Source organism: Providencia sp. PROV201 (assembly GCF_028479545.1).
Classification (GTDB): domain Bacteria; phylum Pseudomonadota; class Gammaproteobacteria; order Enterobacterales; family Enterobacteriaceae; genus Providencia; species Providencia huaxiensis.
Genome location: NZ_JAMPNW010000013.1, coordinates 25,587 through 41,359 on the forward strand (window position 1 = coordinate 25,587; position 15,773 = coordinate 41,359).

The window sequence follows — 15,773 nt, forward strand, 5'->3', positions numbered from 1 at the left end:
ACAGAAAAAGTGAATAACATCCTTATTATTCATTTTATCTGTTCATAACTATCAATATTTTGTTAGGTTATCCTCAGAAGGTTTAAACCAGGCGGATTTAAAATCAAACCAGCCAAAGGTGTTCATCCGTACACCGCGCATGGTGTTTTGGCCTTGCAGTTCGAGCCAATGATGAAAGATGGGGTGAAAAATTTGTGAGTCAATTAAGCTTTCACACCAAGCTTCAACATCTAATTGGTTATTACGCCATAGATTGAGTTCATCACTGAGGGGGTTATTAAGGCACTGACGTAACAACGGCATTTCGTACAAGGTTGCAAAAATGGAAAACTCAAGAGGTTTAAAAAAGTTAGCGGTTGTTAACCAGATATCACTTTGCCCATTGCCATTAAACCAATCATCGTAATCAATAATATTGATCTTGAGCTCCACACCTTGTTGCTGCAACACGCGTTTCATGATTTGGCTAATCGCATAGAACTCATGGTGGTTGCGATAAAAAGTGACAGTTAGCTCTGTTAAATCTTCAGGCTTAGGGAACAAGGTTAGCATTTTACTGTGGTGCCAATGGAGTAACAGGCCATAAGCAGGGGCCCAATGGCGCTGATAAAACGGCTCACAGTGGGCAAGCAGGTTAATTGGGGTTAAAAAGCTACACAACCATTTACGGACATCTTCACGCTGAGTAATGGTTGAACGCTGGTCCATTAACAGAAAATAACAGCCTTCTTCCATACGGCTTTCGAGCGAGCCATTATGGTGCTTATCACCATCCATTTTTAATGTCGTACAAACCATTTGTTCTGAGAGTTCAGGAACCACCCAAATAGTCACTTCATCAAGCAGCGCACGATAACCAAAATAGCGGTCAAAAGCCGTAATAGTGAGTTTTTGTGGCAAGTTTTTTTCCACTTGATAAGGTCCCGTGCCGATTGGGCAACGGCTAAAGTTTTCTAGGCTCTCCCACTCCTTCGGTAAAATAGCCGCATGATGGCTGCCTAACAACCAAGGCAGTTGTTTATCAGGCTCACTTAACGTGATATCAATAACATAAGGGTGTGGTGAGCTGACGGATTGTATATGAGAGAACAGAGGCCAACAGGTTTTTAAGCGTAAAAGGGAATAGATAATATCGTCAGCAACCATTTCTCGCCCATGATGGAAATAAATAGCGGGGCGTAAATAGAAACGCCATTGGGTCTCATTGGCGGACTGCCAATGGTGGGCAAGGCCATTTTCCACTTCCCCTTTTTCCTCATTTATATGGGTAAGGCCATTAAATATTTGGCTCATTAAGTGAATTTCTGAGCGGCGCATTGGCGCACCGGGAAGCAGTGTCGGAAAATCACGATAATAAATAATCCGTAATAAGTTTTTACCTTGTCGATAGCTGCGTTCCAGTTCAGACAATACCATTTGGCGAATGGTTTCCTTATCACCAACCAGTGCAACCAATTTCTCAATACTTTCTTCTTTGAGTAATTGTTCAGCCTGTGCCTGTTGTAGCTCTAAGCCATTAACATGGAAAATAAGAGTGGAGCGCTTTCCTCGACCAGACTCTGCTTGCCAGCTAAGCCAACCGTGTGATTGCATATTATTAAGCAGTGTCCGAACATGACGGCGAGAGCAAAACAGCGTATCAGCGATATCTTGCAGCGTTGTTTCACTGTCTTGGCCCTGAAAATGTTGCCAGAGACGAATAAATTGGGTTTGTAATCGAGAATTAGACATAAAAGAGGAACTCCGGCAAAAAATACATCAATTTTAATTTCCTAAAATCTCACGATAATAGAAGGCAGTAAGTAGCTCGTTTGGTCTGCATGTTGCCGACCGACTCCCCCATTTAGAGTAATGGTGTTTATCACCGAGCCGGTTTTTACCGGCTTTTTTTTATTTTTTCGTCATATTTTGCGCCGTGGCTGTGTTAGCTTCACTCCGCTACCCTAGTCACATACTGGTGTATGCTCCTAGGGATATCCTCGTTTGCCGCCTTGCCACAACACAAACTATTTAGAAAAAATAGTTAAGTAAAAGTAAAAGTAAATTTTGTGGTGGGCAAAATATTTAGGTTAATTATACAGGAAGAATTTAATGGGGAAGTACTTTTAGGTCGTAAATTTGTTAATAAGGATTAATTCCGCATTTTTGGTGCGAAGTAGGCGGTTTAGTTGGAGAATTAGAGCTAAAAGAGGAACTACGCCCACCAAAGTAGGCGTAGAAAAGGATTTATTGCATAAATGATGGGATCTTGCTTTCAAAATCCTTGATTTGGTCGACATGTTGCAGTGTCAAACCAATGCTATCCAAACCATTCATCATGCAGTGGCGGCGGAAGCTGTCGATTTCAAAATGATAGGTTTTATCTCCTGCGGTCACGGTTTGGGCTTCTAAGTCCACCGTAAATTGGCAACCTTCATGGCTATTAACATAATTAAACAGCTCATCCACTTCGGTTTCACTTAATTTAATTGGTAATAATTGGTTATTGAACGAGTTACCATAAAAAATATCAGCAAAACTTGGGGCGATAACCACTTGAATACCAAAGTCAGTTAATGCCCAAGGTGCGTGCTCACGAGATGAGCCACAACCAAAGTTTTCACGAGCTAATAAAATACTTGCCCCTTTGAAAACTGGTTTATTTAATACGAAATCAGGATTAGGCTGTTGCCCGTTCTCATCTAAAAAACGCCAGTCATTAAACAAATGTTGGCCAAAACCCGTCCGCGTGACTTTTTGTAAAAATTGCTTAGGGATAATGGCATCAGTATCAACATTTGCTGCATCTAAAGGAGCGACAATCCCGACGTGTGTAATAAACTTTTCCATCATTTTCTCCTTAGATTTGAATATCACGTACATCAGCAAAATGGCCATTAATCGCCGCAGCGGCTGCCATTGCTGGGCTAACCAAGTGGGTACGACCAGCACGACCTTGGCGGCCTTCAAAGTTACGGTTACTGGTTGATGCACAGCGCTCGCCTGGGTTTAAACGGTCATTATTCATCGCTAAACACATGGAGCAGCCTGGTAAGCGCCATTCAAAGCCCGCTTCAATAAAGATTTTATCCAAACCTTCTTGCTCAGCTTGGGCCTTAACTGGGCCAGATCCGGGAACAACAATGGCTTGTACGCCATTCGCCACTTTTTTGCCTTTGGCAATTGCAGCGGCAGCACGTAAATCTTCAATACGTGAATTCGTGCATGAGCCAATAAAGACTTTATCAATTTTGACGTCAGATAATTTAATGCCAGACTCTAACCCCATGTAAGCTAATGCTTTTTCAGCAGATGCTCGCTCAACGGGGTCTGCAAATGACTCAGGAGCAGGGATCGGTTGGTTGATGGCAATCACCTGCCCAGGGTTGGTTCCCCAAGTAACTTGTGGTGCGATGCTACTAGCCTGAATTGTGATGATTTTATCGAACTTAGCATCGTCATCGGTTTTTAATGTTTTCCAATAAGCAACTGCGTCGTCCCATTGTTGGCCTTTAGGCGCAAATTGGCGGCCTTTCATATAGGCAAAGGTGGTTTCATCCGGGGCGATGATCCCGGCTTTTGCGCCTAACTCGATAGCCATATTACAGACGGTCATACGGCCTTCCATACTCAAGTTTTCGATGGCTTCACCGCAAAATTCAACAATATAGCCAGTACCGCCTGCGCTGCCAGTTGTACCGATAATGGCTAACACGATATCTTTTGCGGTAATACCTGCTGGAGCTTTGCCTACGACTTCAATTTTCATTGTTTTAGCGCGTGCTTGTTTCAGCGTTTGAGTCGCCATCACGTGCTCAACTTCAGATGTGCCGATACCAAAAGCTAATGAGCCAAATGCGCCGTGTGTTGCGGTGTGGGAATCGCCACATACAATGGTCATACCGGGCAAAGTAATACCTTGCTCAGGCCCCATCACATGGACAATACCTTGGTATGGGTGATTCAAATCATACAAAGTTACGCCGAACTCTTTACAGTTCTTCATTAATTCTTGCATTTGAATGCGGGCCATATCACCACAAGCATTGATATCTTTGGTTTGTGTCGATACGTTGTGATCCATTGTTGCAAATGTTTTACTTGGCTGATGCAACGGGCGGTTTTTAGTTCTCAAACCGTCAAAGGCTTGAGGTGATGTCACTTCATGCACCAAATGGCGATCGATATAAATCAAAGGGATTTCATTTTCGACCTCACGGACAACGTGGGCATCATACAATTTTTGATATAAAGTCTTGGCCATGTTAAACCCCTTCTGCAATATAACGAGCAATAATATCGCCCATTTCACTGGTACTTATTGACTGACCTGCACCTGCTAAGTCTGATGTTCTATAACCTTCTTCTAAGGCTTTATTGACTGCGCGTTCGATGGCATCTGCGGCATCGGCTTGGTCTAAGCTAAATCTTAGCAGCATGGAAGCAGATAAAATTTGTGCGATTGGGTTAGCAATATTTTTTCCAGCAATATCTGGTGCAGAGCCGCCCGCAGGTTCATACAAACCAAATCCTGCTTCATTCAAGCTCGCAGAAGGCAGCATGCCCATGGAGCCAGTGATCATCGCACATTCATCAGAAATGATATCGCCGAACAAGTTAGAACATAACACCACATCAAACTGAGATGGGGCTTTGATCATTTGCATGGCCGCGTTATCAATATACATATGGCTGACTTCAACATCTGGATATTCTTTTGCGATTTGATTGACCACTTCACGCCATAATACTGAGCTTTGCAATACGTTTGCTTTGTCAATTGATGTGACTTTGTTATTACGTTTGCGAGCCGATTCAAACGCAATACGTGCAATGCGCTCGATTTCATAGCGGTGATAAACTTCAGTATCAAATGCATACTCTTCTTGGCCTTCACCTTTACGGCCTTTGGGTTGACCGAAGTAAATCCCACCGGTTAATTCACGTACACAAAGAATATCAAAGCCTTGAGCTGCGATGTCTGCACGTAATGGGCAAAATGCTTCTAATGCTTGATATAAACGAGCAGGGCGTAAATTACTGAATAATTTAAAATGCTTACGTAAAGGTAATAATGCACCACGCTCAGGCTGGCTGTCGGGTGGCAAGTGTTCCCATTTCGGCCCACCGACAGAACCAAATAAGACAGCATCCGCTTCCTCACAACCTTTTACAGTGGCCTGTGGTAATGGCTCACCGTGTTTGTCGATTGCCGCACCGCCCACATCATACTCAGTGGTGTTGATTGTTACTGCAAAACGTTTGCTGATAGCAGCTAAAACCTTGTGAGCTTGCGCCATCACTTCTGGACCGATGCCATCACCCGGTAATACGGCAATTTTATAACTAGACATTGTTAAACAGCTTCCTTTGTGTTTGATTGTGATTCTTGATTTATTTTTTGTTTTTCTTTTTCAACTTGCTCTGAGCGCCAAATGCTATTCAACACATGCACCATGGCTTTTGCTGATGATTCGACGATATCTGTCGCTAACCCCATCCCGTGGAACTTACGGTTATGGCACTCAACCACGATATCCACTTGGCCTAATGCATTTTCACCGTGGCCTTTAGCCGATAACTGATAAGAGACTAATTTCATAGGGAATTGGGTAATGTTGCTGATGGCTTGATAGATGGCATCAACAGGGCCATTGCCGGTTGCCGCTTCAGATTTTACTTCATCGCCACACTGCATTTTGACTGTCGCTGTTGCGACGATACTCGAGCCTGATTGTGTACTGAAATAGTCCATGACGAAGTGGTCAGTCTCATCTTGTTGTTTTGTGAAGAAAGCCAAAGCTTCTAAGTCATAGTCAAAGACTTGGCCTTTTTTATCGGCTAAATTCAAAAATGCAGTATACAATTCATCCAATTTGAAATCTTTACCTTCGTGATACCCCATCTCCTCCATACGGTGCTTAACAGCGGCGCGGCCAGAACGTGAGGTTAAATTCAATTGCTGTTCTTTTAAACCAATGGACTCTGGCGTCATAATTTCGTAGGTTTCACGGTTTTTCAGCACACCATCTTGGTGAATTCCTGATGAGTGAGCAAATGCGTTGCTGCCGACAACCGCTTTATTGGCTGGGATTGGTGTATTACATAATTGGCTAACTAGTTGGCTGGTACGGTAAATTTCTTTGTGATTAATATTGGTATGCACATTCAACATTTGTTCGCGCAATTTAATGGCCATAATCACTTCTTCTAATGCCGTATTACCTGCGCGTTCACCTAAGCCGTTGATGGTACCTTCTACTTGGCGGGCACCGGCTTGCACGGCACTGATTGAGTTAGCAACGGACATCCCTAAATCATCATGGCAATGAACAGAAATAACGGCTTTATCAATATTAGGCACTCGGTTATACAAATCAGTGATAATGCCACCAAACTGGTAAGGTGTTGTATAACCGACAGTATCTGGAATGTTAATCGTGGTTGCGCCTGCATTAATCGCGGTTTCTACAATGCGGCACAAATTGTCGGGATCAGTACGGCCGGCGTCTTCACAGGAGAATTCAACGTCGTCGGTATAGCGTCTAGCGCGCTTGATGGAGTTGATTGCCATATCCATTACACCATCAAATGATTTATTTAATTTTTTCTCCATATGCAAGTTGGAGGTGGCTAAGAAAATATGAATACGGAAAGCTTCGGCAACTTTTAATGACTCTGCGGCCACATCAATATCATTTTCAATACAACGCGCTAATGCACAAATTCGGCTATTTTTTATTTCTCTCGCGATAGTTTGAACAGATTCGAAGTCACCCGGTGAAGAGACTGGGAAACCAGCTTCAATGATATCAACGCCTAAACGCTCTAATGCGAAGGCGATTTGTAATTTTTCTCTGACTGACAAACTTGCCTGTAATGCCTGCTCACCGTCGCGTAAGGTGGTATCGAAGATAATGACTTGGTTGCTCATATTGTGTTCCTCATATCGAATTTTGTTTTTACTTAGCGTTATGTTCTTCCAAAGCCGCAGGCATAAAAAAACCCGCGGGTTGCGCGGGTTCTTCATGTTTGTGGACAGTTTATTTCTATTTTTCGTCCATAAGCATACCGCGCAAATTTAATGCGAGTAGTAGTAGGCTTAGTAGGCGAATAGAAAATGTCATTTTAACTGTCTCTCTTGAGTATCTTAATCAAACTGTATTTATTGATACGTTATCTTAAAGTTAATGTCAATCATAGATTTTTAGCATATTTTTACCAATCATGAATTATGGCTCGCGCTTGGTGGTTGTTGCTATTTTTTTGGTGTATCTCTTCTGTTTTATCTGGATTTCTATGTAGTTATAAGGGTAAAATTCTTTCGTTAAGTGTGGTTGAGTGTTGTTTTGATTAAACTCATTGATTTTTATGTGGTTTTTATTGTTTTGATGTGAAATGAGACTCAATACAGGGAATAAATCATCTTCGCCAATGCTTTTTAATTAAGTTAATTATCTAATAAATGAGTATTTAAAAAATAATCTGATAATGAGAATATTTATTGATTCTAAATGCGATTTATTATGATTTCTTGCAAAAATTGCTTTATTATTTTTATGGTGAGTGAGCGAAAGGCTAATAAGTGGTTATCATTCATTATGTTGATGAATATTTACGTTTTATAATGATATTTATACTGCAAGTTTAATTAATAGGTTAAGTAATATAAACGTCGTTTTAATAAATGCAGGGAAAGCGAAATAGCTTATTATCTATAAGTTGTTTTAAGAATAATATTTAATGAATTTATATATTCGTCGGTTTTTAAGATGAATGACTCTTTTCGTTAATGAAAAATGATAAATATATTAGTGGAGTAAAAAATGACTGATTTTGATACAATTTCAACAGCTAAAAAAGACAGTAGCGATATTCATTTGCGTAATGTTGACCTCAACCTATTAACGGTTTTTGACGTAGTGATGCAGATGCAAAACGTAACAAAAGCGGCGCAAGTTCTAGGGATGTCTCAGCCTGCAGTGAGTAATGCAGTTTCACGTTTAAAATCAATGTTTAATGATGAATTGTTTGTGCGCTATGGGCGTGGTATTCAGCCGACATCTCGTGCTAAGCAACTGTTCGGGCCTATTAGGCAAGCATTACAATTAGTTCATAATGAGTTACCTAGTGCAGGCTTTAATCCGCAAAATAGTGAGCGAGTATTTAATTTATCTATTTGTTCGCCATTAGACATTCGTCTGGCTGCTATTATTGTCGAAAAATTTAAGGTAGTCTCGCCTAATATTAATATAGTTATCCACTCTTTCATGGATAATAAGATTGCTCATCAATTAAAATACCAAGAAATGGATTTTTTCCTTGGCTATAACCAATTAGAAAAGGCAGAGTTCCAACATCAAGTTTTATTTGATGATGAATTGGTCTTAGTAGTTGCAAATCATCATCCACGTATTGGTAATTCAATTTCTGAAATTGAACTAAATAATGAACGTCATGCCATTATGTCGATGGATAACATGGGGTCATTTAGTAAACCTTATTACAATAATACTGAGTTATCGCATACGATTAGCTATCAAGGTACTGACTTAAATAGTGTATTGAGCATTGTTGCTCAAACGGATCTCGTGGCTATTGTACCCAAATGGCTAGTAGGTCATTACTTTGGCCAACTGAAATTACGTACATTAACATTACCTTGGCTTAGGGACTCACTACCTTGCTATTTAACGTGGCATGAATCAACGGTTAGAGATAAAGGCCATCAATGGATGAAATCCCAATTTAACCAATTGATTGAAGAACTCCCTGAACAAGCCGCAGCAGCGTAGAACGCCTATTTAAACATTGTGAGAGGTTGTAGGCTGTCCTAGACATGATGAAAAATAAATAGTCATTTTGTTAAGGCTTACAATCTCTATGTTCTTGCAGACGCACTTATAAATATACACACCAATAAGGTAATTAACTCATTATAGTTAGCCCTATGATGTGTTTTGTTGCAGACATAACATTTGCAAAAAATTTACATATAAATGCTTTTCACGCATCTCTTTAGTCGATACACTGCGAATATTCAGCTAACACTTGTAAGCTGAAATAATAAGAATGGTTAAGTGCTTGTGAATGTGCCGGGTAACTTATATCGATAATGACTTATAGGGAATACACTTTGATTACTGAAAATCTATATCCATACCACTTGGTTAATCGCTTACGTAGCAGGGTCACTGCACACGAATCAGCGAACCGGATAGCTTTCAGTCAATGGGATAACGGGCAACGAAGCTCATTAACGTGGGGTGAGGTAGGCGATCGTACATCAGCGATTTCTCTGCGTCTCTTAGCATTAAACGTTATCGCACAAGAAAATATTGGGTTATTTGCCCATAACAGTATGAACTGGTCATTGGTTGACTTTGCCGCGCTACAAATTAGGGCAGTCACGGTGCCACTTTATGCAACTAGCAGTATCGAGCAAGCCGCGTATATTATTAATGACGCGAATATTAGAGTGCTGTTTGTTGGGGACGATGCGCAATATCAAGTTGCATGCCAATTACCCGCTCTTTGCCCTCAATTAACGACGATTGTTGTGATGAATGACAATGTTGAGTTAGCTGATATCTCAATCGACACATTGCATTTATCCACCTTTATGGCGCAATCACAAGAGACATACCAAGCAGAACTTGATGAACGCATCGCTGCACATAATCTCAGTGATTTATTCACCATCATCTATACATCAGGCACCACCGGAGAACCAAAAGGCGTTATGTTGGATTACTACAACATGGCTGCGCAACTGTATCTCCATGACGAACGATTACAACTAACTGCGGATGATGTCTCTTTAAGTTTCTTACCACTTTCACATGTTTTTGAACGTGCGTGGAGCTTTTACGTTATGCACGTTGGCGCACTAAACGTTTATTTAACGGACACCAATCAGGTCAGGGAAGCGTTAGCTGAGGTAAAACCAACAGTGATGTGTGCGGTTCCTCGTTTTTATGAAAAAGTTTATTCAGCAATACAAAGTAAAGTAGCAAAAGCGCCTCTAGTGCGTAGAGCGCTATTTCGCTGCGCAATATCTCTTGGCAAGCAGCGTGTGAAAGCCTTAGCCAAAGGCCGCAAACCCTCTTTTATTAACCGCGCTATTTTCCCGATAGCCGATAAACTGGTACTCAATAAAATTCGTGAAGGATTAGGTGGACGAATTCGCTTCATGCCAGCCGCAGGCGCTCGTCTAGATGACGATGTGATTGCGTTTTTCCTTTCCGCAGGGGTAAACATCAAATATGGCTATGGTATGTCAGAGACCTGCGCCACGGTATCTTGCTGGGAAGAAGGCAAATACCCATTAGGCTCGATTGGTACACCGCTATCTTCTGTTTCAGTGCGTATTGGCAGGGACGATGAAATACAAGTGAAAGGGCCGGTGGTTATGAAAGGCTATTACAACCGCCCGATTGAAACCTTAGATACGTTTACAGCAGATGGCTGGCTTAAAACGGGTGATGCAGGGAAAATTGACGAACAAGGCAATTTATATATTACAGATAGACTAAAAGATTTAATGAAAACGTCTAACGGAAAATATATTGCACCACAAATGATTGAAGGCGTATTAGGGCAAGACAAGTTTATTGAACACATTGCAGTCATTGCCGATGCACGCAAGTTTGTTTCAGCGCTGATCGTACCTTGCTATGAGAGCCTAGAAGAATATGCGAACTCAATAAATTTGAAATATCGGGATCGTTTAGAACTCTTAAAAGACTCGAATATTGTGGCATTATTTGAAAACCGTTTAAGAGATTTACAGAAAAATATCGAAAACTTCCACCAAGTTAAGCGCTTTACTTTGTTACCCACAACTTTTTCAATGGAAAAAGGCGAATTAACACCGACTTTAAAGCTGCGACGTAAAATTATTTCTGAGCGCTATCAATTAGAAATTGAATCAATGTACAAAGAATAATTTATAACTTAAGTAACCTGGCTTACCCGTATTATGGGTAGGTCGGGCCTTGTTTTTGTTCTATTTCTATCAATTTATTCAGATAATCGCTTAATATCACAATTTTAACGGTGCCAACTAATTAAATTGGCACTGTATTTTCATTCATACCAGTCATTTTTCCTCCCATTATTTTTATCTGCAGTCAATTTATCTATCAAATACCCATGTTCAAGATGATGTGAAAGTTTCGTGATCCTTGCACTGAAATGGTGTTTGCTTCGTTTCAGCCAGAGCGATATGTTAATAGCACGAATTTCATAATTTAAATGATAAAAATAAAGGGGTAGATCATACCTCTTCACTTGCAAATAATGTCTGGGGGCAAACTCATGGAGATGTTGTCGGGAGCGGAAATGGTCGTCAAATCGTTGATTGACCAAGGAGTAAAGCACGTGTTTGGTTATCCAGGCGGTGCAGTATTAGATATTTATGATGCACTTCATACAGTTGGCGGGGTAGAACATATATTAGTGCGTCATGAACAGGCTGCGGTGCATATGGCGGATGGTTATGCACGTTCAACAGGGGATGTTGGGGTCGTGTTAGTGACATCCGGCCCTGGGGCAACGAATGCTATTACTGGTATTGCGACCGCGTATATGGATTCTGTACCGATGGTGGTGTTATCGGGGCAGGTTGCAAGCTCGCTAATTGGTAATGATGCGTTCCAAGAGTGCGACATGGTTGGGATCTCAAGGCCAATAGTTAAACACAGTTTTTTAATTAAAAGCGCAGAAGAAATTCCTGAAACTATTAAGAAGGCTTTTTATATTGCGGCAAGTGGGCGCCCCGGTCCTGTAGTGATTGATTTCCCTAAAGACACCGTTAACCCTGCCTTAAAGTTTGCTTACCGTTATCCCGAAAACGTTTCTTTGCGTTCTTATAACCCAACGTTGCAAGGCCACAAAGGGCAAATCAAAAAAGCATTAACCAAATTGGTTTCGGCAAAAAAACCAGTTTTCTATATTGGCGGGGGTGCGATTAACGCGAATTGCTCTGCTGAACTTATTGAGTTGGCAGAAAAACTGCAATTACCAGTGGTATCAACCTTAATGGGGTTAGGGGCTTTCCCAGAAACTCACAAGCAGTCTGTCGGGATGCTTGGAATGCATGGAACATACGAAGCCAACAAGGTTATGCACAACTCTGATGTGATTTTTGCCGTTGGGGTTCGTTTTGATGATAGAACAACGAACAATTTAGAAAAATACTGCCCAAATGCGACAGTCATTCAAATTGATGTTGACCCAACGTCTATTTCAAAAACAGTTAATGCGGATATCCCAATCGTGGGTGATGCGAAACTCACATTAAAGCAAATGTTAGGTCAGTTAGACCAAGCTTCAGCTAAACAAGATAGCCAAGCACTCACCTCATGGTGGAAAGAAATTGAACAATGGCGTAGTAAACAATGCTTACGCTACGAAACAAGCCAAACCAAAGTTAAACCACAACAAGCCATTGAAATGATTTACCGTTTAACAAAAGGTGAAGCCTATGTGACGTCTGACGTTGGGCAGCACCAAATGTTTGCGGCATTGTATTATCCCTTTGATAAACCTCGCCATTGGATAAACTCAGGAGGGCTTGGAACGATGGGATTTGGTTTGCCTGCCGCATTAGGGGTGAAATTAGCGCATCCAAAATCAACCGTTGTCTGTGTGACGGGGGATGGCAGCATCCAGATGAACATCCAAGAGCTTTCAACCGCTCTGCAATATGGCTTACCGGTTTTGGTTCTCAATTTAAACAACGGTTTCTTAGGTATGGTAAAGCAGTGGCAGGATATGATTTATCAAGGCCGTCACTCACAATCCTACATGCAGTCATTGCCTGATTTCATCAAGTTAGCGCAAGCGTATGGCCACGTTGGTATTTCAATATCAACACCTGATGAACTGGAAGAAAAACTAAAACAAGCCCTTGTTGAAGTGAATGAAAATCAGCGATTAGTCTTCGTTGATGTCAATATTGATGAAACTGAGCACGTTTATCCAATGCAGATCCGTGGTGGTGCAATGGATGAAATGTGGTTGAGCAAAACAGAGAGGACCTGATCATGCGTCGTATTTTATCCGTTTTATTAGAAAATGAATCAGGTGCTTTGTCCCGTGTCATCGGTCTGTTTTCTCAGCGTGGTTATAATATTGAAAGTTTGACCGTTGCACCAACAGATGACCCAACCTTGTCACGTATGACTATCCAAACGAAAGGGGATGCAAAGGTTCTTGAGCAAATTGAGAAACAACTGCATAAATTGGTTGATGTGTTGCGTGTCAGTGAGCTGACGGCGTCAGCACATATCGAACGTGAAATCATGTTAGTGAAGCTACAAGCCTCTGGATATGGGCGTGACGAAGTGAAGCGTTGTGCGGATATTTTCCGTGGACAAATTGTTGACGTTACTCCAACGCTTTATACCGTTCAGCTAGCGGGAACAAGCGAAAAACTGGATGCTTTCATCGAATCAGTACGTGGTGTTGCTGAAATTGTTGAAGTTGTACGCTCAGGGATCGTCGGTGTTTCACGCGGTGATAAAATTATGCGATGAAAAATTTATCATCCGAAGGTAGAATAAACGCGTTTAAGGCCCCGAATGACTCGGGGCTATTCCCAAAATTGTAAAGAGGTTAACGTGAAACTGGATGAGATAGCCCGTCTAGCGGGTGTTTCCCGCACAACGGCTAGTTATGTGATCAACGGCAAGGCCAAGCAGTATCGAGTCAGCGATAAAACTGTAGAAAAAGTGATGGCAGTCGTCAGAGAACACAATTACCATCCAAATGCAGTTGCTGCGGGGCTACGAGCAGGGCGCACCCGTTCGATTGGGTTAGTGATCCCTGACTTGGAGAATACTAGCTATACCCGTATAGCAAATTACCTTGAAAGGCAGGCGCGTCAACGTGGTTATCAATTGCTGATAGCATGCTCGGAAGACCAACCCGACAATGAAATTCGTTGTGTTGAGCACCTTTTACAGCGGCAAGTTGATGCGATTATTGTCTCGACAGCATTACCGCCAGAGCACCCGTTTTATCAGCGTTGGGCGAACCGTTCGTTACCGATTATCGCACTTGATAGAGCCCTTGAAAAAGAACACTTTATTAGTGTCGTTGGTGATGACCAAGAAGATGCTTTCATGATTTCAGCAGAATTACGCAAATTTAAAGCTGAGTCAGTGTTGTATTTAGGGGCGTTACCTGAACTGTCAGTCAGTTATCTACGCGAACAAGGTTTCCGTAAGGCGTGGAATGAAGACCCGCGCAAGATTGATTACCTGTATGCAAATAGCTATGAACGCGATTCAGCCGCAGAGGTGTTTGCGCATTGGCTGGATAGCGGTAATGAGATGCCAGACGCGTTATTTACAACATCATTTTCCTTACTACAAGGTGTCTTGGATGTTGCGTTGAAGCGCAGTGGTCGTTTACCTGAGCACATGGTTATTGCCACATTTGGTGATAACGAGCTATTAGATTTTCTTGAATGCCCAGTGTTGTCCCTTGCACAGCGCCATAGAGATATCGCTGAACGTATCTTAGAACTGGTTCTTGCCAGCCTTGATGAAAAGCAAAAACCAGAAGCGGGTATTACTCGTATTCGTCGTGATTTATGTCGCCGCGGAAGCTTAGGTCGTAAGCAGTAATAAAACAGGCCTAACTTTAATCGAATAGTGAATATTTACACGATAATGAGTGATGTTAGTCACAATAATGAGTAATATAACGGCCCCTATCTTGTAGGGGCTTTTTTTTTATAGGCTAAAAATAGGTAAATATTTAACTTTAGGATTTATCTTAATATATTTATTGCTGATTTTAAAATGAAAGCTAAATTGGATTATGAAATTAATACAAATTTATTGTGGGTGTATTATTGATTCGTGCGATAAATATTTAAAATTAAATACTGTTTATTAAAACAGTTATTTATTGTGTTGATATTTAATGATTTTATTTTTCTTTCGGGGTGATTTTATCATCACTAGATATTAACGATTATTTGAGGACTCAATAAAAGTAAATTACCGGTACAAGATATACTGATTAAAAATGAGACATAAGTTGAATTTATGATGATTTGTATGATTTTGCAGCAATCTATAGTGATCACGCTTATTTAAGTTGCACTCTATAAAATATATTAATTATATCAACCTGTTATTTCCCATTTTCTTTCCAAGTTATATTTTACCTATCCTTATTTTTTCTGAATTGTTCTGTAAATAAAGCTAAAGCTGAGTGCGACTGGCTTGACAACGTTTTCATACCATTCGTAAACTTTATATGTGGTGAATTGTGGGGTAAAGTGGGTGAATTGAAAATAAAAGGGGTATAATCGGGTATGTTTCGTGGGGCAACACTGGTTAATCTCGACAGCAAAGGGCGTCTAACCGTGCCGACTCGTTACCGAGGTATGCTGAACGAGGAATCGAAAGGGCAAATGGTCTGTACCATTGACCTTCACCAGCCGTGCCTACTGCTTTATACCTTACCGGAGTGGGAGATTATCGAAGAAAAGCTTTCTCGGTTATCGACGATGAACCCAGCGGAACGACGCGTGCAACGGCTGTTACTGGGCCATGCAAGTGAATGTCAAATGGACAACGCGGGGCGTCTTTTGTTAGCCAATACATTGCGTCAGCATGCAGGGCTAACAAAAGAGGTCATGTTGGTTGGCCAGATTAATAAATTTGAACTTTGGGATGAACAAACTTGGTATCAGCAAGTGGAAGATGACATTGCCGCTGAGCGCCTTACCAATGAACCACTTTCAGCCCGCTTACAGGATTTGTCACTTTAAT

General features: G+C 41.3%; 11 protein-coding genes. 6 read left to right on the forward strand and 5 right to left on the reverse strand.

All coding sequences use genetic code 11. From position 1 onward, the window contains the following. Positions 1–51: 51 nt before the first annotated feature. The 5 genes from sgrR to leuA all read right to left on the reverse strand — a co-directional run bounded on the left by sgrR (position 52) and on the right by leuA (position 6,913). Complete coding sequence (sgrR, locus tag PR809_RS12145) at positions 52–1,731, reverse strand: HTH-type transcriptional regulator SgrR (protein ID WP_166267624.1); 1,680 nt, start codon at positions 1,729–1,731, stop codon at positions 52–54. Positions 1,732–2,226: 495 nt separating this feature from the next. Beyond that, positions 2,227–2,832 carry a 3-isopropylmalate dehydratase small subunit gene (gene leuD / locus PR809_RS12150; protein ID WP_166267626.1) on the reverse strand — a complete coding sequence of 202 codons (606 nt, stop codon included), beginning with the start codon at positions 2,830–2,832 and terminating at the stop codon, positions 2,227–2,229. 7 nt (positions 2,833–2,839) lie between these two features. Further along, complete coding sequence (gene leuC / locus PR809_RS12155; RefSeq protein ID WP_102137379.1) at positions 2,840–4,243, reverse strand: 3-isopropylmalate dehydratase large subunit; 1,404 nt, start codon at positions 4,241–4,243, stop codon at positions 2,840–2,842. A gap of 1 nt (position 4,244) precedes the next feature. Next, a complete protein-coding gene (leuB, locus tag PR809_RS12160; protein ID WP_102137380.1) occupies positions 4,245–5,333 on the reverse strand; it encodes a 3-isopropylmalate dehydrogenase in 1,089 nt (362 codons plus the stop codon). Between the two features lie 2 nt (positions 5,334–5,335). Continuing rightward, positions 5,336–6,913, reverse strand: a complete 1,578-nt coding sequence (gene leuA, locus PR809_RS12165) for a 2-isopropylmalate synthase (RefSeq protein WP_166267630.1) — start codon at positions 6,911–6,913, stop codon at positions 5,336–5,338. 892 nt (positions 6,914–7,805) lie between these two features. Between leuA and leuO the strand changes: the two genes are divergently transcribed. From leuO to mraZ, 6 genes are all read left to right on the forward strand, one after another. Further along, the gene (gene leuO / locus PR809_RS12170) at positions 7,806–8,774 is read left to right on the forward strand and encodes a transcriptional regulator LeuO (protein ID WP_102137382.1); all 969 of its coding nucleotides are present in this window, start codon (positions 7,806–7,808) and stop codon (positions 8,772–8,774) included. A 320-nt stretch (positions 8,775–9,094) separates the two neighbouring features. Beyond that, positions 9,095–10,927: an AMP-dependent synthetase/ligase gene (locus PR809_RS12175; protein WP_206276559.1), complete on the forward strand. Its 1,833-nt coding sequence runs from the start codon at positions 9,095–9,097 to the stop codon at positions 10,925–10,927. Between the two features lie 371 nt (positions 10,928–11,298). Further along, the gene (ilvI, locus tag PR809_RS12180; protein WP_102137786.1) at positions 11,299–13,026 is read left to right on the forward strand and encodes an acetolactate synthase 3 large subunit; all 1,728 of its coding nucleotides are present in this window, start codon (positions 11,299–11,301) and stop codon (positions 13,024–13,026) included. Between the two features lie 2 nt (positions 13,027–13,028). Further along, complete coding sequence (gene ilvN / locus PR809_RS12185; RefSeq protein WP_004262045.1) at positions 13,029–13,520, forward strand: acetolactate synthase small subunit; 492 nt, start codon at positions 13,029–13,031, stop codon at positions 13,518–13,520. Between the two features lie 84 nt (positions 13,521–13,604). Further along, positions 13,605–14,615 carry a catabolite repressor/activator gene (gene cra / locus PR809_RS12190; protein WP_102137384.1) on the forward strand — a complete coding sequence of 337 codons (1,011 nt, stop codon included), beginning with the start codon at positions 13,605–13,607 and terminating at the stop codon, positions 14,613–14,615. 698 nt (positions 14,616–15,313) lie between these two features. Continuing rightward, on the forward strand, positions 15,314–15,772 hold the full coding sequence (mraZ, locus tag PR809_RS12195; RefSeq protein WP_102137385.1) for a division/cell wall cluster transcriptional repressor MraZ: 459 nt from the start codon (positions 15,314–15,316) through the stop codon (positions 15,770–15,772). Position 15,773: the final 1 nt, after the last annotated feature.